Genomic DNA, 21,130 nt, shown 5'->3' with positions numbered 1-21,130 from the left:
CTTAAGTGAGGTTAATGAGCCGTAATCCTTAAGTATAGTAGGGTGCGTTATACGGCTTAAATTCAGACTATGAAAAGCATTCAGCAATCCGTCGTAACGCACCATCTTAGGTGTGTCAGTCCAGTAGGAATAAATAAACGAGAACTTACACAGTAGTGATTATTTCAGAGATTTACACAACAATCTTTGCAGATAGTAAATAGTAACGATAGTCTTTTGTAATTATTTTGGTCAAAGAAACAGTGGGAGCATCTTGCTCCCTTGCTAGGTGCTTCTCATCCCAAAACGATAAAAATTATGAAAATTGACACTGAACGAAAAATTACCATCCCTCCAGAAATTCAAAACCAGCTTTAATTTCTACCGGGAACAGAAGTTGAACTTGAAGTCAAAGGGAACACCTTGCAAATTGGCAAGCTTCAAAACCCCAACCGAGGAAAAGAAATAATAGCTGCTATTCGTTGCAAAGCAACCAAGAATCTGACCACCGATGAAATTATGCAACTAACTCGCGAAGAAATACGAGTAGTGCAGTAGGGTGTGTTAGCGGAACGGAGTGGAGCGTAACGCACCATTTTTGATTTTGCCTGGTGCGTTACGCTATCGCTTTTCATGTCGCGTTCGCTATAAGTTTCATGTCGGCGACAGCCGAAAACAGCACCCTACTAGCACCATTCTTGATTTTGCTAATACTAGACTTTGTTGGGTTTCACTATCGTTCTACCCAACCTACTTGATTTTGCATAAACCTGTTCCTGCACTCAAGCGCTAAAAGTATTCATAGTTTAGTAGAACCGAACATCTTACAAATTCGTAAACTTCAAAATTCCAACCGAGGAAAAGAAGCGATCGCTGCCATTCGTGGCAAAGCAACCAAGAATCTGACCACTGATGAAATTATGCAACTAACTCGCGAAGACTATGGGGTTGAGGAACCATTAGTCTAGGGGAAAAACTAACGCCAACCCCTAGCATCTGCGCCACTTTTAATATCCCTACTTTAAAGGTAAAATTCGCACTTTCGATCGCTCCTTATTAACAACTATTAAAGCTCCAGAATTTAGCTCTGGTTCAAACTGACGCAAAACCTCCACTAGAATCATTTCCAAATCATCAGGTAAAATACCTTGAGTACGAACTTGAATAACACTGGGTCCTTCAGCTTGGGTAATAGCTAAGAGTGCGCCAAAGTCGAGGTCGTGAGTTAAGACAACATATCCATTAATATTCGCCCAATTCATAATAGTTCGATCTTTAGCTTTTGGATCGCCAACCTCAGACCAGTGAAGCACTTCCCATCCGTATTTTCCTAATACTTCGCTCCATTGAGGCGAAAAGTTCATATCAATCAAAATTTTCATCTGCTTTTTAAAGGAACCTCTACTTCCTCAACCCGCCACGCAGCATAACCTAAAGCTTCTTGCAAATCCTCTGGTTCCAAATAAGGATATGCTTTCAAAATATCTTCACTTGAATGACCTGACGCCATCAATCCCACTATAGTACCAACAGTGACCCGCAGACCTCGAATACAAGGTTTACCACCCATTACTTCTGGGTCGAAAGTGATTCTTTTTAATTGCTTCATTCTATATCTCCTGTACTTGGTATAAATAAAGTATACAAGATTTTAAAATTCCTGTAATTTATTTTGTGCTTTTTCTATTAACGCTTCATCAATTAAGAAGTCTAGTTTTCCTAAATTAGAATCAGCTTCAATTTCTTGATTCCACTGTTCCCAATCTAACTCCATCATCCACTTTCTTAAATAGGTGAAATCATCAGGAGAAAGAGATTGAATTGCTGCTTGAATTTCTTTTACTTTAGTCATTTCAGTTATTAGATCGCTATAATAATAGTCTGCTAATATTCTAGCAAATAATACAGTTTAACACAAGTATTTATAGTTGTAGGTTAGGTTGAAAAACAAAACCCAATAGCAATATGAATTATCGACAATCTAATATTAGATTTTGTTGGGTTTCACGATCATTCTACCCAACCTACTTGATTTTGCATAAACCTGTTCCTGCACTCAAGCGCGAAAAGTATTCATAGTTTAGTAGAACGGAACATCTTACAAATTCGTAAACTTCAAAATTCCAACCGAGGAAAAGAAGCGATCGCTGCCCTTCGTGGTAAAACAAGCAACCGTCTGACCACTAATTAAATTATGCAACTAACTCGCAAAGACATAGGAGTGAAATTATAAAGAAACTTCTACTTCTTCAAGACAACATCAACCACTCTGTACCATCCAAACCAAAATTCCTAAAATCTGCTCAACAGGTGGCAGCGGATAATCGGTCAAATCAATGGTTACAGTTTGTTCTTCTAGTTTGAGAAACCGCCAAACTGTACCACTGGTAATTGTACCGTAAATAGTTGAAATCGATTGTTGCTTTTGTTGATTAAACCGTTGAGCTGCTACCATTTCTGCTAAACATTCTCCAATAGCTGGTTTGAGTTCTTCTTTCTTTGCTTCAACAAAAACCACTGCGGGAGCTTTAATAAATAATTGCTCTGGAGAACGACTAATTAGAAAATCGACATAACCAGTTAAATCAACTTCTGGTTGTACCACAAACTCTTCACCAGAAAAAACACTAATTTGTTTTTTGAGTTGACGTTTAACTTCTAATAATACTGGATTAATAATCCGTTCTTAGAAACCTACGATAATCTATATAAATCTATGATTATCTGTTCTATTCTTGCTTCTACCTGGCAACGTCGGCGTTATCCAGTCCACAAGCTGACACGGACGAACTGCCCGCCATCGCTAAATTTAATGCTGCATTCAAATCTCGCTCACAGCTAAAATTGCAGTGTTCGCAATTGAAAACACGCTCTGATAACAACAAAGATTCTTTAACACTTCCACACCTACTGCAGGTTTTAGAACTAGGAAACCATCTATCAACAATGATTAACTTAGAACGGTATAGCTCACACTTGTACTCTAACTGTCTACGAAACTCATAAAAACCCATAGATCCAACAGCCTTAGCTAACTTGTGATTTGCCATCATTCCTGATACATTAAGGTCTTCTATTACTATCTGGCTGTGGTTTTTAGCCAAGTAAGTTGTCAATTTATGCAATGTATCTTTACGGATGTTAGCTATTTTACTGTGTAGTCTAGCTATTTTTAGCTGTGCTTTTTTCCAGTTATTAGATAACTTGGTTTTATGTCTGTTTAAGTATTGCAATCTAGAAAGTTTAGCAACTAAATTTTTGTAGGATTTAGCACCTTCAAAAACCTCCCCAGTTGATAATGTTGCTAAAGCTTTCACTCCTAAATCTACACCAACAACATCTACTAACTTATGTGTAATTTGAGGTTCTTTCTCTATCTTGAAACTAACAAACCATCTATTAGCTTTTTTGCTAATAGTTACAGACTTTGGAATAACATTGTCTGGCAATATTTCAAAAGTTTTTACCCAACCAATTCGAGGTAACTTTATACGATTAAAATCTACTGATATAGAACCATCTAAAGTGAAACTATCATCTCTACCTTTTTTCTTGAATTGAGGTTGTCCTGAGACTTTGCTAAAACAACGCTTCCAAGCAACGGATAAATGCCTCAAAGCATATTGAGGAGCTGTTTTAGATACTTCATAATACCAACAGTTATTAGGTTTAACCATTGCTACTAAAAGTTTATGTAAGCCAATTGCAGTCGGAAACTTAAGTTTACTACCAGGATTATTAGAATTATGATTAAGGATGTTTCTAGTTAGCCATAATCCCCAATTCCAGGCGTGACGGGCTACACCAACGTGTTTAGCTAGTAAGGTTCTTTGCTGATTATTCGGATGTAGTTCAGTTTTAAATCCAAGTAACATAAAACAGATAATCCCAGATTTTTATAGATAATACCAGATTTTAGCCAACAGTTACAAGCCCTTCAGAACGAGCTTTTTCGCTACTGACTGCGATTGCCCAAGGTACTGTTTCTTTAAGCGTATCTTTGAGCAAAGCAGTCGGATTAATTGGGGAAACTTTCGGCAAAAAGGAAGCACCTTCGATGATAGTAAGTTGAAAATCTTCTACGGCTTTACTGAGCGTAAATTTACTATAAGGCATAAATTTTTTCTCACCTTCATTATTTTTAGATTCTAGGCAACAGGGAAGAGGGAAAAGAGATTAATTTTCAACTATACCTGACCATCTTAAAATACGCTGTAATTTTTGGAGTTTGACAAGCATTTTTCTTTCCTTACAAAAACCAATTAAGTTGGGTTTCGTGCCTCAACCCAACCTACATCTATTGCACTATTTTTGATGTGTTAATCTAGTAGACTTTATTATTACAAAATACAACATACCATTGATAATGTAATTTGTAACAACTCAACTAAAATTTCCCAAAACAAAACTTATCTGATTTGGAAATTATCCTCAGTTATAGTAGGATCACCTTCCAGGAGAGCAAACTGATTTATATTACCATTAGCATTGTAAAATAGTTCCCCTGATGCTTCATTATAGATAATGAAAACATCAGAATTATTGACCGCATCATCGCTGTCAACTATTTCAAAATCACTATCATCACTGAAACCTATTCCACTATCGCTGTTAAGAACAGCAAAAGTTCTCTTATCCAGTAATATTAAATCTCCTTGGTTTCCATCTTCGTCTGGTCTCAAGTCTGACTGGAAATCTGTAATATTATCTACACCAATATCATCTGAATTGAAAGCCGCATTAGTATTAAAGATAAAGCGATCGATACTCGCACCACCTTCCAAAGTATCATTTCCACTACCACCATTAAGGCGATCGCGACCTTGACCACCTCTGAGAATATCGTCACCATCTCCACCCAAAAGGATATCAGAACCAAGACGACCTTCTAAAACATCATTACCATCTTTACCTAATAAAGTGTCATTACCCAAAACACCAATAATTTGGTCATTTTCATCTGTACCAACAAGGCGATCGTCGCCTTGAGTACCCATACTTGCAACCCTCAAACTTACAGAGTCAAAAGTTACCGATCTACCTTCACTTTCATTGAGGTTTACCAAACGGATGCCCAAGTTTTCTTCCAAGGCAGCATCATTTACACTGGAGCGATAAGTAACAGTTGCAGTCTCAAACTCTCCTTCTGAAATAGATAGAGAATTATCATCTACTGCCAAGACTTCATCTCCTGCCAATAGTTGGACTTGATAACCAGGAAAACCGTTTAGTTCAAAACTAGCTTGTAATGTTTGCAGAGTGAAAGCTTGAGGATTTCCTACTTCTACCTGTAAGGTGTATTTTTTACCAGCTTCTAGCACTGTATTGAGAGGCTGAAATATTCCTACTCGACCTTCACCTGCTTGCAAACCACTGTCCGCAAATGCGATATTATTTCCTTCTGGAACGCCATCATCTGGATGAGGTGTATTACCTGCTCCTGTTGCTGGATTAAATATACCCACAAGTGGAGCATCGAATGCTGGGAGTTCTGCATCTGCGAAACTTTCAACTAGACCATCTGGATCGTATACTTCCCAATTGGGAATTGGTGGGTCAATATTTAAACCTAGTCTATTTAGTTGGTCGGTAAATTGGTCGTCTTCAAGTTCTGGCGTTTCAAACCCTGAATTCAATAATTCTTCTTCCATAACTTTTCTTGTTTATTCTAAATTTTGGTTTTCAGCATTATAGCTTAAGTTAACTTAGAGTTAATATTTTTTTGGTATAAATAAATAGTATGAAAATATTATAGATAATTGTTTATACTATAAATCAATTATTTATCTTAACGTCTGCAATAATCACTTTTGCACTTTTATGTTCTGGTAACGGCGCCATAATTTCCAAAGTATTATTTTCAAATGAGTAATAAGTAATAAGTAAAATCAAGCCCGTTGATGTTAGTTTAAAGTCTCTTCATTCATGAAGAAAAATTCAAAAAATGATAATTTTTTTGAACTCTATGATTTCAGGCAGAGGAATTACTTATTATTTATTACTCATTACTCATTACTCATTACTCATTACTTGTGAAATCCCCGGTTTCTCATAGCATTCTAAACAAAAAATTAACTCAACCAAACTAATCCACTTAAAGTCAGAATTATCAATACTAAAGCTACCCAAACAAATTGATTATCTTTCGTGTTAACCTTGCTTGGATCGACAACTTCTAACTGAGGAATTTTTGGCTTCGGTGGAGGAGACTTAACTTGGGAAACTAAACCACTACCCCTGCGATCTTTGGCATCACTTTCAGATATTTCCCCCAAGTCAGGAATTTTTGTCACCCATTCTGGTCGGGTTCTCAGTACAGGTGCTTCCAGAATAGCTAATATACGTTTTGCTTGTTGTCTGGTTTGTAAATAAGAATGATGAATGAGTTTTTTACAAAGGGCAGTAGCTTCTTGAACTTTGCCTGCCGCTTGATATGCTGTCACTAGCCAGATTTGTGTTTCTCCTCCTAAGCGAGAATTAGGATTAATATTTTCCAGGGCAGTTTCTAAATGCTGTAATGATTTACTATATTGACCGCGTTCAAAGGCGTGTTTGCCAGCTTTATATTCAGTTTCAAATAATTCTAGGTTTTCTGAACTCACAATCTGCTATAGTTATTAAATTTATCGTTATCAGGACTTACGCAAATAAACTCAGAAACCAGGTTTTTTCTTAGATATTTATTGCCAAAACAACGATTTATCCTAAAAACCCGGTTTCTTTGCGTAAGTCCTAGTTATTAAAAAAATGATCGCCCTGTAGGGACTAACCATGGTTAATCCTTACTTTGTGGTCTACCTACATGAAAACCCCTGTAAAATTAAGCAAATGCAGAATAGCCCAAGTTTAGAGGGACATCTTGCCAACGCCCTTGACCTACTGCTTGATTTGCTTCTGTAAGACTAATATCTCCAGTATATAAAGCACGACCAACAATTGCACCTTCAACACCAATAGGTTCTAATCCTAGTAAGCTTAACAGATCCGTAATTGAACTAACACCACCAGAAGCAATCACTGGAATATTGACTGCAGTCGCTAACTCCCTTAAGGCTTCTATATTTGGGCCTTTGAGAGTGCCATCCCGGTGAATATCAGTGTAGACGATCGCTGCAACTTTAAATTTGGCCATTTGACGCGCTAGGTCAGTTGCTAATACTTCTGAAGTTTCTAACCAACCTTTAGTGGCAACCTTACCATCTCTGGCATCAATACCAACAATAATTTGACCAGGAAACTCCTGGCAAAGGTTGGAAACTAACTGAGGTCGCTCTAGAGCAACAGTACCTAAAATCGCCTGCTCCACCCCAAGAGCAAGCACACTGGCAACTGTGGCATAATTGCGTAATCCGCCACCTATTTGTACTGGTACATCTACTGCTTTGACGATCGCTTCAATAGTCTTTTGATTAACTGGTTGTCCTGCTTTTGCACCGTCTAAGTCTACTAAGTGTAGCTTAGTTGCTCCTTCGTCTACCCATCTTTTCGCTACATCAACTGGGTTATCATTGAAAACTTGCGTTTGCTTATAATCTCCTTGATACAACCTTACACAACGTCCACCTAATATGTCGATCGCGGGAATTATATTCATAGAATCTATTTTTTGTATACAACACTACTAACTTTGTTAACAGTTACACCCACTATTAACATGATACATAATTGCACCAGAAAGTCCTGACCATAAAGGAGTTTTTACTCCTGCTAACCTCAGAGCTTCTGCAGTCCAATCATTACAAGCTCTTAAAATTGAATAACTACCTTTTGCGGCATAAAAACCAACTCTATAATTAGGGTCTATGGTCAGACTTCTTCTATTACCTTGGGCATCAAATTGGAAAGAATCATTGATAAATTCCATTAGCCTCTGGTAATTAGATTTAGTAATTATAACACATTTAATTTGATATTGTTGAGGAATATTTTGATAAGCTAATATCCTGATTGTAGAAGGTGTTGGCAGGAATAGGGCCTTAAAAGTTGTTGTAATTTGCAATGATGTCCCAGTATAAGTTTCTAGAAAATAAGCTCGATCACCAAGGCCAAAAGCTAGATAATTTATTGAAACTGATGGATTAGCTATTAATTTTAAGTTTAAATGTTGCTCCCAATCCCAAATTTTAGTTTTGACTGGAACTAAAATATCTGTATGGATACCTGTATTGTAAATGTATATGGGTATACCATTTTTTCGGAAGTTTAAATCACAAGAATTATTACCCAAATTCCTCGGAGTAAAGTAACCAATATTTAAGCAAATAACTATAGAGAAAATAAATATTAATAAAAGTTTAGTAAATTTATTTTTTAGCATAAAAAATTATGATTTATTGATAGGGATCGTCATTTCAGTTATCAGTTATCAGTTATCAGTCATCAGTATCTATGACTAAATATAGAGGCTTAAAATACTCAAGTTTCTTCTTTTCATTCCCTATCCAAGGGGAGGCTTAAAACCTGATTTTTTTGATTAATATAAACTGCTATGATGATTGGTTAATATTTTGAATTTAAACTACATTTTCCAAAAAATATAAACCTCAAAATTAATGAGTTTAATTATTCTGTTGAATTATGCAAAAGTAATTGAATTTTGACTCTCTCTTAAACTCTACAGGGTTTTTCTGGATGCAGCAGCACTCCTCCTAAAATTAAATTGATTGCTTCTTGAGTTTGTTTTTCAATCATTTTTTTACTTAAAAGTTGCCGTTCTGGCTGGAAATAATTTAGATTTTCCTGGGCATCAAAATAGAACACACATATCCCCAAAATGTTAATAGCTGTTAAAAAGGGATCTAGCTCCCGGAAACTTCCTTCTCCTATTCCCCGTTCTAGAATATTTACTAAACAGACAAAACTTTCTTGCCAACCACTTAATTTACCATATTTACCCTGATTTTGAATTGCTTCGTGAAACCATAGTCTCCCTCTGTGAGGATGAGATACTTCGTAGGCGATCGCTCTCTCTACTAGCATTTTCAATCCTACTTCTGCTGATAACTTTTCTAGTTGCGACGGATGAATCATTTGATTCAGTTCTCTCACCAGTCGTTGAAAAACTTCCTGATATAAACCCTCTTTACTGTTGAAGTAATAGTAAATCATGGCCTTTGTCACTCCTGTACGATCCGCGATCGCATCTATTCTCGCCCCAGCTAAACCAGACTTAGCAAATTCTTCTTCAGCAGCATCTAAAATTTCTGCTTTTGTTGCTTCTCGATCGCGCAATTTTCGTTTCTTGGATGGCAATGATTTTTCTTTGGCTGGATGGTTCACAATTATACAGACTCCCAACAAATTTACTGGCTTGAACTGAAAAGGCCAAGCTTTCCACTCTTAGCTATGGCCAACACTTGGCCTTAACCTATTAATATTAGCATTTGCTTCGTTAACTCTTGACAAAGCCAATTTAATAGCTTTATAGTAATTACTAACTAAATATTTAGTTAGTAAAAAATAGTTAGGAGTAACAAATGGCACATATAGATATACCATCTAACTTCCCTGGCATCATGGGTTTAATGAAATATCGACCAGATACAGGCAAACTGCTGCTAGAATTGAGCGAGACCTTATTGAGAGGAGAATCACCCCTATTATTAGAAGAGCGGGAACTAATAGCTGCTTATGTATCCCAGCGGAACGAATGCAATTTTTGCGCAGGTGTTCATGGAGCGGTAGCTAAACAACTGTTTAAAAACAAAAGTAATGTAGTTGATACAATTTACCAAAATCTTGAGAGTGCAAGTATCACAGATAAACTCAAGGCGCTACTAAAAATAGCAGCAAAAGTGCGACTTGATGGTAAACAAGTTTCTGAGGATGATATTCAACAAGCAAAAAATTTAGGTGCAACAGATAGGGAAATTCACGATACAGTATTAATTGCAGCAGCTTTTTGTATGTTTAATCGTTATGTAGATGGTTTAGCAACAACTACACCAAAGGAGTCTGGTGCTTACGAACAAATGGCTTGTCACATAGTAGAATCTGGTTATGCAGGATCTAAGGAATTATTATTTGGGTAGACATCTCCAGAAAAGAGGGAGTAATGAGTAATGAGTAATGAGTAATGAGTAATGAGTAATGAGTAATGAGTAATGAGTAATGAGTAATGCGGGTAATGAGTAATGAGTAATGAGTAATGAGTAATGAGTAATGAGTAGGCGGAAAGAATTGAGGATTTATACTTGATAATTGATTTTATTTTTGATTTTTGGAGATGTCTAATAGTCAGGACTTACGCAGAACTGCCATATCTAGTAGGGGCGAATGGCATTCGCCCTCTGCGGATAGCGTATTGTCTAAGAATTTGCGTAAGTCCTGGTATAGTTATTACCAGCCACCGCCATCACCACCGCCATCACTGCCACCACCACCAAAACTGCCACCACTAGAGCTGCAACCATCAGAACTGTCACTACTATAATCTCCAGAGCTACTCAAGTAACCACCCTTTTTATAAAACGGCCATATCAACAAGATACCAATGAAGGTACCGATGGAAATATATAAGAGGAATGGAGTTTGATATGAGTAAAATACCATTATAATTCCATAGAAAATAGTTTGAAAGTACCCGAACATCAATACTAACAAAATACCGATGAAGATACCTATAAAAATATTTGTGACGGGACCTTTAACTAGCTGATGTTTCTCTGTTTTCAGGGATGTTACTAATTCTTTTGTACCTGCAACCACACCACTTTCAAAATTTCCTGACTTAAATTCCGGGATAATTTTGGTGTCGATAATATTACTAACCTTAGCATTTGGTAAAGTTTGCTGTATTCCCTTACCCGTTTCAATTTCCACACGGCGATCGCCTACAGAAACTAAAAACAAAACCCCATTATTTCGACCTTTTTTTCCAATTCCCCAATAATTAAACAACTTAGTTGCAAATGCTTTGGGAGTTGCTGCGGGTTGAGTTTCTGGGACAGTCACAACAGCAATTTCGGAGCCATTTTTGGCTTCTAAGTTGGAAATCATTTGGTTAAGTTGAGTTTCTGTATTTGGACTGAGAATTTCAGCCATATCTGTCACCCAACCATAATAGTCTTGTCGGGGATTTGGTATTTCTTGTACGGTTAGAGCAAAACTGGGCAAAGGATGTATTAGCCAAATTTGGACTAGAAAAATTATTGGCAAGGTACATCTCAAGATAATTAAAGGAAAATTCATAATTTCTACCTCTTGGAGAAACAAAAAAATGTTCGCTATTAATTATTCAGGTGCAGTCGATTAATTTATGATTTTGCTCAGTGGCCATACAGCAGCGATCGGTTATAGCAAAAGGCAGAAGGCATCCCCCCTACCCCCCTTTGAAAGGGGGGAGGCAGAAGGAAAAATATGGCGTTGTCGAAGTTTTAGGCTTTTGATGCGTCCTAACCTTTGCTGGGACTGCTATAGATAAAATCCGCTAGCAATGGAAGTGTTATAAGAAACCGGGTTTGTGGGAGGTAGATGTTATAGACTGGGGCATTTAAAACTTTCCCCGGTTTCTGGCGGTATTAGATGAAACTTGAAATCCAATTTCCTTTTTTATCTCTTTTAAACAGGAAGCTTGAGACCTTATTTCTTGGTCAAAAAGTAAAATAATTATTATTAAAGATTAAGATATAACGATTTTCACTCACTAATAATTAAAGCATTTATAAAAATAATTTTATACCAATTTCATTAACTTAGACTACACTACTTATCGGATATTGAAACGTAAAACAGTTTCTTGAAATTACTTTAGCATCAAAGTTTTGAGCCTATAAAATCATAATGCATGACTTTTTACTTTTGACTTCCGTAGTTAGCTTGCTATTTTAGCATAGTTCCTATTTCTCACTCTCTGCTTAACTTCAAATATCCGGTCCAGTCCAGTTAATTCTAGACAATATTTCACTGGATCATTCAAATTCATTAGATATAGTTTACAACCATTACTGTTAGCTATACGACGCAATGCTACTAGGGTGATTAATCCATGATTATTAATAGAATCTATAGTGGCGAGATCTATTACACAGCAATGTTCCGATCTACTAGCTAGAGTTTTTTGCAATTTTTTCTGTATTAGAGAACTATTTTGTTCATTAAAAGCACCTGCCGGACGAATTAATAAAGCCATGGTTTTTTCCTGATTTACTAATTTGAGATACAAGATTATTGTATGGTATTACCATTGACTTCCTCAGTGACTTCTTTCGCTGTAATTCGTGATAATACGGATCTTTAGTGGTGATAATATGGATCTTTAGTAGTGATATTCTGATTGAAGAACTAATGATCTAGATCACGAGAACCGCTATGTATAATTTTTGGTTAAAATCTACGAACTAAATTTTTCAGGACTTAGGCAGAACCACCATATATAGTAGAGGGCGAATGCCATTCGCCCCTACAGGTGGTGTATATTTTCATATTTTGCGTAAGTCCTGTTTTAGTTAAAATCTACGAACTAAATTTTTGAGAGTAGCTTCCATAATGTCTGTAGTTTGAGCTGCAACTGTATAGACTAGAGCTTCTCGGTAAACTCGTTGCGCTGCATAATTTTTGTGATTTGCTGCTCCACTGGCAACAGTAACAACAGCAGCAGCACAGCGTTGGGCTAAATTATATGTATCAGGACTTACGCAGAACCACCATATATAATATAGTAGAGGGCGAATGCCATTCGCCCCTACAAAAGGCATTACATAAGGTGTGCTGGTGCGTTACGCTAGCGCTTTTCATGTCGCGGAGCGAAACACACCCTACCAATAGCGTTCATGCGTAAGTCCTAAAGGTGTATGATTTCGTATTTTGCGTAAGTCCTGTGTATAACTTTTAGTTAAAATCTGCGAACTAAATTTTTGAGAGTAGCTTCCATAATGTCTGTAGTTTGAGCTGCAACTGTATAGACTAGAGCTTCTCGGTAAACTCGTTGCGCTGCATGATTTTTGTGATTCGCTGCTCCACTGGCAACAGTAACAGCAGCAGCAGCACAGCGTTGAGCTAAATTAATAGCTGTTGCTCTGAGGTGGAGTTTGGTGTCAAAATCTGTATCGGGATTTTTATTAGCTAGTTCTATAGAATTTCGACATCGCTCGATTTCTGCTGTCAGAGAATGTATAGCATCTGTAATAAAAGCTTGAGATTTCTTGTTGGAAACTTCTGTCATAATATCTATTCCTGCCAAAGCACATCCTAAAGCAAAAGCAGTAAAGCGTAATATTTTTTTTCTGTCGTTTTCTTGAACCCAATTTGCAGGTTTAATAGAAATTAAGCGTTCATTAGGTAAAAACCAATTTTTGACTGTAGCACTAACAGTATTAGTTGAATTAATAGCGCACAAAGGCATAATTTCTGAGAAAGTAATATTGCCGTTTGATTGATTAGTTTCAAAGAAAGGCATCATCCCAAAAATTGCTCTGTTATCTGGTAATTTTGCTGCGATAATAAACTCTTGAAATATACCCCATCCACTTATCCAAGGCACAGTTCCTTCTATATAATATCCACCTGCAGTCGGGAAAGCTTTAATAGGTGTTTCCCCAGAACGTCGAAGTTGAGAAAAGCCTACTCCTAATAAGATTTTGCCGTGGCTCAAATGGGGTAAATATTGTTGTTGTAGTGTATAATTATGACTTGATGCTAATATTGCTGCTGCACTTTGATGTTGGGTTTGGAGAAAAGATAATGCTCCAGAATATCTGGCTACAAGTAATTGATAATTCCAAAAATCTTGTTGGTTTAATTCTAAACCTCCCCACTTTTGCGGAATTTGTAGTGCTAATAAACCTGATTTTCCTAGACTCATTAAAGCCTTTTTTAGTTCTGTTTGGTTACTATCAATTTCGTTGGCTACGGGAACAACTGAATTTTGTAAAATTGAATAGGTAATTTGTTCTATATTTTGGGTTGTTTCTGGATTTTTAGGGGGGAGTGATATGGTCATTTTAGTTATTAGTTATGATTTATCAGTAAAATTATATAGCAATTATAAATGACTTATCAAGAAAACTGTAGGGGTTTGGTCTCCAAACCCATTATTCATAGATAAATATTCCAGAATTTATCAAAAAAAAATCGTAGGGGTTTGGTCTCCAAATCCATTATTCATAGATAAATACTCCATGATTTATGAAAAAAAAACCGTAGGGGTTTGGTCTCCAAATCCATTACTCATAGATAAATATTCCAGAATTTATCACAAAAAAATCGTAGGGGTTTGGTCTCCAAATCCATTACTCATAGATAAATATTCCAGAATTTATGAAAAAAAAACCGTAGGGGTTTGGTCTCCAAACCGATTATTCATAGATAAATATTCCAGAATTTATGAAAAAAAAATCGTAGGGGGTTTGGTCTCCAAATCCATTACTCATAGATAAATATTCCAGAATTTATCAAAAAAAAATCGTAGGGGTTTGGTCTCCAAATCCATTACTCATAGATAAATATTCCAGAATTTATCACAAAAAAAATCGTAGGGGTTTGGTCTCCAAATCCATTACTCATAGATAAATATTCCAGAACTTATCACAAAAAAATCGTAGGGGTTTGGTCTCCAAACCGATTATTCATAGATAAATATTCCATGATTTATGAAAAAAAAATCGTAGGGGTTTGGTCTCCAAATCCATTACTCATAGATAAATATTCTAGAATTTATGAAAAAAAAATCGTAGGGGTTTGGTCTCCAAATCCATTACTCATAGATAAATATTCCAGAATTTATCACAAAAAAATCGTAGGGGTTTGGTCTCCAAATCCATTACTCATAGATAAATATTCCAGAATTTATCACAAAAAAATCGTAGGGGTTTGGTCTCCAAATCCATTACTCATAGATAAATATTCCAGAATTTATCACAAAAAAATCGTAGGGGTTTGGTCTCCAAACCCATTACTCATAGATAAATATTCCAGAATTTATCACAAAAAAATCGTAGGGGTTTGGTCTCCAAACCCAATCTAGGATTTGGAAATTAAACCCCTAGGATAAAATGTTATAACCTATTGAGGATTGCTATAGCTGTAAATATAAGAGCTAAATAAATGTTATTTTTTAGTCAAACTGTAAATATAGCAATATGAAATGATTGGTGAAAAAAACCTGTAGGGGTTTGGTTAACAAATCCCATTTTGGCTTGGGTTTGGAGACCAAACCCCTACCATAAAATGTTATTTTTTGTTCAAACTATCAATATTTGGAGGTTAATTTAGAGGATGATTTATTATCAAAAGTTGTTAGAAAAGTTAAATACTTCTAAGACTCTATCAAAGGAGGATACTTTAGATATTTTATTAACTAGAGATGCTCTGAATAAGACATTATCAAATAAAGTTAAACCTTCTATTTATGAAATATTGAAACTTGAAGAATTAGACGGTCAACTAAAACAGAATGCCGAGAAATTGATTCAAGATTTTGATTTAGCTGAATATCGAAAAAATTTCCCTAAATCTCCCGATACTTGGTGGTGGTATTTGGATATTTATGTTCAGGAAAAGGCGAGAGAATCTCACCCTTGGAATCGTTTTGACTGGTTAATTAGAGTTATCAGACTTATAGTTTGGACGGGAAATTTAGCTGTTTTAGGAACCTTGGTTAGTCTTTTTCTGAGTAGTGGTTCGGGGTTAGGGGGTGCAGTAACTATTGCTATTCCTAGTATTTTATCTTTGCTGCAAGCTCAAAGTGAGTTAACGGAAACGGGAAAAAAAGGGTTTGATAAAGTTTTAGAGAAAGTCAAAATTCCTCAACATTTTCACGAGGAGGCAAAGCTTGGTTCGAGTTTATTAATGACTGGATTGTTATTAGGAATTTGGTTGAATTTGCCATCTATTTCTAATGGCTACAAATTGGCAGGTCAAAAATTACAAGACCAAGAAAAATTAGCTTCGGCAGAGGAGAAATATTTACAAGCAATTAAGTTAGATGCTGATAATTTAGATGCTCGTTATAAGTTGGCAATTATTTATGAAGAATTACAGGATTTTGACAATGCCAAGAAACAATACATAATTGCGGCTAAAGGTGGATTTTTGGATGCCTATAATAATCTTGCTTATTGGTATATTCGGGAAAATAAGAATCAGGAAGGGATAGATTTGCTGAATCAAGGTGTGCAGCTTTTAGAGGAAAAAGAACAGAATTTTGAGCAGTTAACGGATGTGGAAAAGTTGAATTTCCAGACTCAAAAATATGGCATATATAAAAATTTAGGGTGGGCAAGATTTAATCAAGAGCGATATGATGATGCTAATTTCCATCTTCGAGCTGCAATGAACATTGCTAAAAATCCTAAATATCAAAAATATATCCGAAATCCAGGGGCAGCTTTTTGCATCTATAGTCAGGTTTTGTTAAAGACAGATAAATCATCTTCTGAAGTGAAAGAAAATTGGCTACAATGCTATAAATTGATCAAATCTCGTCTAGCTCCGGGTGAGGATATTAATTCTGAAGAGTATGAATGGTTATATGAAGCTGAACAACAATTGAAGAAATAGGAGTCAGGAGTCAGGATTCAGGAGTTAGGAGTTAGGAGTTAGGAGTTAGGAGTCAGGAGGAGTGAGGAATTTCGAGGAGGCAGGAGGAAGAATTATCCCTTGATTTTTCTGCCTTATGCAACCAAAATCCTTACTTTCTACAGCTCTAAGGAGCGAAAACCTTGTACTTTTTCAGTACCTAAAAAGGCTATAACCTTGATCTGGCAATTCTTTGAGATTTAATCAGCAAGCCCTAAATAGATCGGGATTTACGTAAAATGTCAAATTATAAACCACCTGTAGGGGCGAATGGCATTCGCCCCCCTACAAATAGGGTGTTATCTAATAATTTGCGTAAGTCCTGTAGATAATAGTAAAGATTAAACAATACAAATAATGGTAAATTCTATGTTGAATTGGAAAAGGACAATTCAGGCGACATTAACTTTAATAATTATAGGATGGGCAACGCCTGTTTTAAGTAGTCCCATTCATCTGCTGATTAATTTTTTGGGGAATGTCCAAGTCAAAAAGACACAATGGAAGGATTTTATTCAAGCTGAGTCTGGTATTACTCTCAGTGGTGAGGATCAAGTTATGCTGGGAAATAATGCTTCGGTAACGGTTTATTGTAGCGATCGCAATCAATGGAAAGTGGAGCAACCAGGGACATATCTTGTTTCTCAGGGATGTCCTGAAGGGGAGGGGGTTATTAGATTGTGTCCAAAGTGTAATAACCCGACAATCCGTGTCCCTGGTTTAAGAGAAGAAAAGCTAAAGGAATTGCCCTATCTAATTAGTCCTCGCTATACTAAGGTTTTCAATGACTCATTAACTATTCGCTGGAATGAAGTTCCTGGGGCAACTAATTATAAAGTTAAAGTGGAAGGTTTAGAAGGAGAGTGGGAAGGAGAAACGAAGGAAAACCAAATTGTTTATGATGGGGAGTTGGAGCTTGGGTATTCGCATAACGTTACAGTATCTGCTGATAGTGGGGTTGCTTTTACGGACGAATATATTAATTATGACTATGGTTCGTTTCGTGTCTTAAAGGATGAGGAAGCAAAGGTTTTGCGGGAAAAAGTGGCGGATATTAAGCAGCAGGGATTAAGTCAGGAGCAAGAAGGGTTGATTTTAGCCTATTTTTACCGAGGGAATAGATTAAATTTTGAGGCTATTCAGGTGTTGAAAGGGTTAGTTAAATCTGGAAGTGAGACGGCAACGGTTTATCAGTTGTTGGGGGATACTTACCAACGAGTAGGATTAAATTTAATGGCGAAGGAGGTTGATCAGCAAGGTTTGGCGTTGAGTGTGGAGAAGGAGATGAGCGAAGTTAAGGTGATGATGCAATTGGGATTAGGGGTGGTGGAATATGTGTTAGGTAATAGGGATGAGGCGGCGGAGTTGTTGGGGAAAGCAAGAGTAAATTATTTGGTGTTAGGCAAGCGGCTAAATAAGGAAGATGAAGAACTAATAAATGCAGTTTTGGGGAGGGATTGATTATGAAAAAGAGTTTGATCGAGTTATCTATATCGTCTGTGGTTGCTCTTGTTGGGGTGACTGGTTTTTGGGTAGGGATGCCAGTGCCTATTGTGGAGCAAGCATTGTCTCAGGTTTCAGAGGAAGATGAGTTAGCTGAAGCAGAGAGATTATTTCAGCAGGTTGTTGAGTTGTATCAGCAAGGCAAGTATGCTGAAGCTATTTCCTTGGCAGAGAAAGTGTTAGCGATTCGCAAAAAGGTACTTGGAGACAACCACCCTGATGTAGCAGAGAGTATAAACAATCTGGCGGTACTTTACTTGTCACAAGGGAGATACACAGAAGCCGAACCTCTCTATCAAGAGTCCTTAGCTATTATGAAGGAAAAATTAGGAGATAATCACCCCAATGTGGCAACGAGTCTGAACAATCTGGCAGAACTTTACAGGTTACAAGGGAGATACACAGAAGCTGAACCCCTCTATCAAGAGTCCTTAGCTATTACAAAGGAAAAATTAGGAGATAATCACCCCTCTGTGGCAACGAGTCTGAACAATCTGGCGGCACTTTACTTGTTACAAGGGAGATACACAGAAGCCGAATCTCTCTATCAAGAGTCCTTAGCTATTATGAAGGAAAAATTAGGAGACAATCACCCTTCTGTGGCAACGAGTCTGAACAATCTGGCATTCCTTTACAGTTTACAAGGGAGATACACAGAAGCTGAACCCCTCTATCAAGAGTCTTTAGCTATCACAAAGGAACTATTAGGAGACAATCACCCTTCTGTGGCAACGAGTCTGAACAATCTGGCATTACTTTACAGGTTACAAGGGAGATACACGGAAGCCGAACCTCTCTTTCAACAGTCCTTAGCTATCATAAAGGAAAAATTAGGAGACAATCACCCCGATGTGGCAACAAGTCTGAACAATCTGGCAGTACTTTACAGGTTACAAGGGAGATACACGGAAGCCGAACCTCTCTATCAACAGTCCTTAGATATCAGACAGGAACAATTAGGAGACAATCACCCCGATGTGGCAAGGAGTCTGAACAATCTGGCATTACTTTACCAATCTCAAGGGAGATACACAGAAGCCGAACCTCTCTATCAACAGTCCTTAGCTATCATAAAGGAAAAATTAGGAGATAATCACCCCTCTGTGGCAACGAGTCTGAGCAATCTGGCAGGACTTTACAAATCTCAAGGGAGATACACAGAAGCCGAACCTCTCTATCAACAGTCCTTAGCTATCAGAAAGGAACAATTAGGAGATAATCACCCCTCTGTGGCAACGAGTCTGAACAATCTGGCAGGACTTTACTACTCACAAGGGAGATACACAGAAGTTGAACCTCTCTATCAAGAGTCCTTAGCTATCACAAAGGACAAATTAGGAGATAATCACCCCGATGTGGCAACAAGTCTGAACAATCTGGCATTCCTGTACACATCTCAAGGGAGATACATAGAAGCCGAACCCCTCTATCAACAATCCTTAGCTATCAGAAAGGAACAATTAGGAGATAATCACCCTGATGTGGCAACGAGTCTGAGCAATCTGGCAGGACTTTACAAATCTCAAGGGAGATACACAGAAGCGGAACCTCTCTATCAACAGTCCTTAGCTATCATAAAGGAAAAATTAGGAGACAATCACCTCGACGTGGCAATAATTCTGGAAAATCTGGCAGGACTTTACTACTCACAAGGCAAGACAACCGATGCTGTGAAAATTTTAAGCCAAGGACTTGCAGTAGCAGAACATAATTTGTCTCAAAACTTAGTGGCAGGTGATGAACTCCAGAAACAGGAGTACATGAAGAAAATTTCAAGAGGGGCTAATATAGCCATTTCTCTCAATCTCCAGTCTGCACTCAATAACTCAGAAGCAACTCGTCTAGCACTTAAAACTATCTTTGAGCGCAAAGGACGCATCCTGGATTTTCTCACAAACAGCCTACAAATTCTGCGCCAGCGTACTGATGACTCTGGCACTCAAAAATTCTTGAATCAACTCATCGCTAAACGCACTCAACTCTCTAACCTGATCTTCAAAAAGCTAGAAGATTTTCCTTCCCCCGAAGTTTACCGCGAACTACTCACAAACGTCGAAAAAGAAGTAAAAGAACTTGAAGGCAAACTGAGCGAGCGTAGTGCTGAGTTTGGCAATTTGTCTCAACCAATTACCATTGAAAAGATGCAACAACAAATTCCTGCGGATACTGCTTTAGTAGAATTAGTCCGCTATAAACCATTTAATCCTAAAGCACCCGAAAACGAACGCTTTGGCAAACCTCGCTATGCTGCTTATATTCTCTATCAAACAGGGGAACCCCAAGCCATCGACTTAGGAGAAGCAGAACCCATCGACAAAACAGTAGAAAAATTACGCAAATACCTCCGCAACTCCAACGTTCCTCTCGAACAACTCAAACGCTCTGCCAGAAAACTCGATCAAATGGTAATGCAGCCAGTACGCCAACTCCTCGGAGAAACCAAAACCATTCTCTTATCTCCCGATGCAGCTCTCAACCTCATCCCCTTTGAAGCATTAGTCGATGAGAACAACCAATATTTAGTCGAAAATTATCAAATTACCTATCTCACCTCTGGACGAGACTTGCTCAGACAAAACCTCCAAAATAACAGACAAACTCCCCTAGTCATCGCCAACCCCAAATATCAACAACAGGGAGAAAAAGTCGCCCTGGAAAATTACCGTTCCATAGACTTATCCGATTTCGTATTTCTACCCCTGGGAGGCACACAACTAGAAGCAGAAACCATCAGTCAACTATTCCCGGAAGCTCTAACTTTAACCAAAACCAAAGCCACAGAAAACGCCCTCAAACAAGTCAAAAATCCCGACTTCCTCCATATTGCCACTCATGGATTCTTTTTATCCAAACCTACATCAGAAAACTCAACCGATTTTGATAATCCCCTATTTCGTTCTGGTTTAGTATTTGCGGGAGTCGAAAAACAACAGAGTGGAGGAGATGATGGAGTTTTTACCGCTTACGAAGCCACCCTCTTAAATCTCGTCGGTACTCAATTAGTTGTGTTGTCCGCTTGCGATACAGGAATAGGAGATATTAGCGCCGGGGAAGGAATTTATGGATTACGTCGTGCTTTCGTGATTGCCGGCAGTGAAAGTCAAATGATTAGTCTGTGGAAAGTAGAAGATGA

At 37.4% G+C, this 21,130-nt stretch carries 22 protein-coding genes; 7 read left to right on the top strand and 15 right to left on the bottom strand.

From position 1 onward, the window contains the following. Positions 1-402 precede the first annotated feature (402 nt). On the top strand, positions 403-537 hold the full coding sequence (locus F6K40_RS19125; protein WP_293138643.1) for a hypothetical protein: 135 nt from the start codon (positions 403-405) through the stop codon (positions 535-537). A gap of 19 nt (positions 538-556) precedes the next feature. After that, positions 557-772: a hypothetical protein gene (locus tag F6K40_RS19120; RefSeq protein ID WP_293138641.1), complete on the top strand. Its 216-nt coding sequence runs from the start codon at positions 557-559 to the stop codon at positions 770-772. Positions 773-995: 223 nt separating this feature from the next. Here F6K40_RS19120 and F6K40_RS19115 read toward each other — a convergent pair whose 3' ends face one another. From F6K40_RS19115 to F6K40_RS19065, 11 genes are all read right to left on the bottom strand, one after another. After that, the gene (locus F6K40_RS19115) at positions 996-1,361 is read right to left on the bottom strand and encodes a DUF5615 family PIN-like protein (protein WP_293138639.1); all 366 of its coding nucleotides are present in this window, start codon (positions 1,359-1,361) and stop codon (positions 996-998) included. Next, on the bottom strand, positions 1,358-1,588 hold the full coding sequence (locus tag F6K40_RS19110; protein WP_293138637.1) for a DUF433 domain-containing protein: 231 nt from the start codon (positions 1,586-1,588) through the stop codon (positions 1,358-1,360). Before F6K40_RS19110 ends, F6K40_RS19115 begins: the two co-directional genes overlap by 4 nt. Positions 1,589-1,630: 42 nt before the next feature. After that, complete coding sequence (locus F6K40_RS19105; protein WP_293138635.1) at positions 1,631-1,831, bottom strand: hypothetical protein; 201 nt, start codon at positions 1,829-1,831, stop codon at positions 1,631-1,633. 408 nt (positions 1,832-2,239) lie between these two features. Further along, the gene (locus F6K40_RS19100; protein ID WP_365672013.1) at positions 2,240-2,584 is read right to left on the bottom strand and encodes a hypothetical protein; all 345 of its coding nucleotides are present in this window, start codon (positions 2,582-2,584) and stop codon (positions 2,240-2,242) included. A gap of 136 nt (positions 2,585-2,720) precedes the next feature. Then, positions 2,721-3,854, bottom strand: coding sequence for an RNA-guided endonuclease InsQ/TnpB family protein (locus tag F6K40_RS19095; protein WP_293138633.1), 1,134 nt, complete (start codon positions 3,852-3,854; stop codon positions 2,721-2,723). A gap of 40 nt (positions 3,855-3,894) precedes the next feature. After that, positions 3,895-4,095, bottom strand: a complete 201-nt coding sequence (locus tag F6K40_RS19090) for a hypothetical protein (RefSeq protein WP_293138631.1) — start codon at positions 4,093-4,095, stop codon at positions 3,895-3,897. 293 nt (positions 4,096-4,388) lie between these two features. Continuing rightward, a complete protein-coding gene (locus tag F6K40_RS19085; RefSeq protein WP_293138629.1) occupies positions 4,389-5,630 on the bottom strand; it encodes a calcium-binding protein in 1,242 nt (413 codons plus the stop codon). Positions 5,631-6,050: 420 nt separating this feature from the next. Continuing rightward, complete coding sequence (locus F6K40_RS19080; RefSeq protein WP_293138627.1) at positions 6,051-6,581, bottom strand: tol-pal system YbgF family protein; 531 nt, start codon at positions 6,579-6,581, stop codon at positions 6,051-6,053. A gap of 218 nt (positions 6,582-6,799) precedes the next feature. Beyond that, the gene (hisA, locus tag F6K40_RS19075; RefSeq protein ID WP_293138625.1) at positions 6,800-7,573 is read right to left on the bottom strand and encodes a 1-(5-phosphoribosyl)-5-[(5-phosphoribosylamino)methylideneamino]imidazole-4-carboxamide isomerase; all 774 of its coding nucleotides are present in this window, start codon (positions 7,571-7,573) and stop codon (positions 6,800-6,802) included. A gap of 36 nt (positions 7,574-7,609) precedes the next feature. Continuing rightward, complete coding sequence (locus tag F6K40_RS19070) at positions 7,610-8,296, bottom strand: DUF2459 domain-containing protein (RefSeq protein ID WP_293138623.1); 687 nt, start codon at positions 8,294-8,296, stop codon at positions 7,610-7,612. A gap of 290 nt (positions 8,297-8,586) precedes the next feature. Next, the gene (locus F6K40_RS19065) at positions 8,587-9,258 is read right to left on the bottom strand and encodes a TetR/AcrR family transcriptional regulator (protein WP_293138621.1); all 672 of its coding nucleotides are present in this window, start codon (positions 9,256-9,258) and stop codon (positions 8,587-8,589) included. A 197-nt stretch (positions 9,259-9,455) separates the two neighbouring features. On the opposite strand from F6K40_RS19065, the gene F6K40_RS19060 reads away from it, so the two are divergent. Next, positions 9,456-10,010, top strand: a complete 555-nt coding sequence (locus F6K40_RS19060; RefSeq protein WP_293138619.1) for a carboxymuconolactone decarboxylase family protein — start codon at positions 9,456-9,458, stop codon at positions 10,008-10,010. Positions 10,011-10,317: 307 nt separating this feature from the next. Here F6K40_RS19060 and F6K40_RS19055 read toward each other — a convergent pair whose 3' ends face one another. From F6K40_RS19055 to F6K40_RS19040, 4 genes are all read right to left on the bottom strand, one after another. Further along, on the bottom strand, positions 10,318-11,169 hold the full coding sequence (locus F6K40_RS19055; RefSeq protein ID WP_293138617.1) for a TPM domain-containing protein: 852 nt from the start codon (positions 11,167-11,169) through the stop codon (positions 10,318-10,320). Between the two features lie 622 nt (positions 11,170-11,791). Continuing rightward, the gene (locus F6K40_RS19050; RefSeq protein WP_293138615.1) at positions 11,792-12,109 is read right to left on the bottom strand and encodes an STAS domain-containing protein; all 318 of its coding nucleotides are present in this window, start codon (positions 12,107-12,109) and stop codon (positions 11,792-11,794) included. A gap of 316 nt (positions 12,110-12,425) precedes the next feature. Beyond that, positions 12,426-12,674, bottom strand: coding sequence for an acyl-CoA dehydrogenase family protein (locus F6K40_RS19045; RefSeq protein WP_365672005.1), 249 nt, complete (start codon positions 12,672-12,674; stop codon positions 12,426-12,428). 137 nt (positions 12,675-12,811) lie between these two features. Next, a complete protein-coding gene (locus tag F6K40_RS19040) occupies positions 12,812-13,918 on the bottom strand; it encodes an acyl-CoA dehydrogenase family protein (protein ID WP_293138613.1) in 1,107 nt (368 codons plus the stop codon). Positions 13,919-14,560: 642 nt separating this feature from the next. Here F6K40_RS19040 and F6K40_RS19035 point away from each other — a divergent pair. From F6K40_RS19035 to F6K40_RS19020, 4 genes are all read left to right on the top strand, one after another. Then, positions 14,561-14,941: a hypothetical protein gene (locus F6K40_RS19035; protein WP_293138611.1), complete on the top strand. Its 381-nt coding sequence runs from the start codon at positions 14,561-14,563 to the stop codon at positions 14,939-14,941. A gap of 251 nt (positions 14,942-15,192) precedes the next feature. After that, positions 15,193-16,476: a tetratricopeptide repeat protein gene (locus F6K40_RS19030; protein WP_293138609.1), complete on the top strand. Its 1,284-nt coding sequence runs from the start codon at positions 15,193-15,195 to the stop codon at positions 16,474-16,476. A 375-nt stretch (positions 16,477-16,851) separates the two neighbouring features. Further along, a complete protein-coding gene (locus F6K40_RS19025; protein ID WP_293138607.1) occupies positions 16,852-17,955 on the top strand; it encodes a tetratricopeptide repeat protein in 1,104 nt (367 codons plus the stop codon). A 2-nt stretch (positions 17,956-17,957) separates the two neighbouring features. Next, on the top strand, positions 17,958-21,130 hold a 3,173-nt coding region (locus F6K40_RS19020), incomplete at its 3' end, for a CHAT domain-containing tetratricopeptide repeat protein (protein ID WP_293138605.1).

The organism is Okeania sp. SIO3I5 (assembly GCF_010672085.1).
Taxonomy (GTDB): domain Bacteria; phylum Cyanobacteriota; class Cyanobacteriia; order Cyanobacteriales; family Microcoleaceae; genus Trichodesmium.
This window is presented reverse-complemented; position numbering and strand designations above follow the sequence as displayed.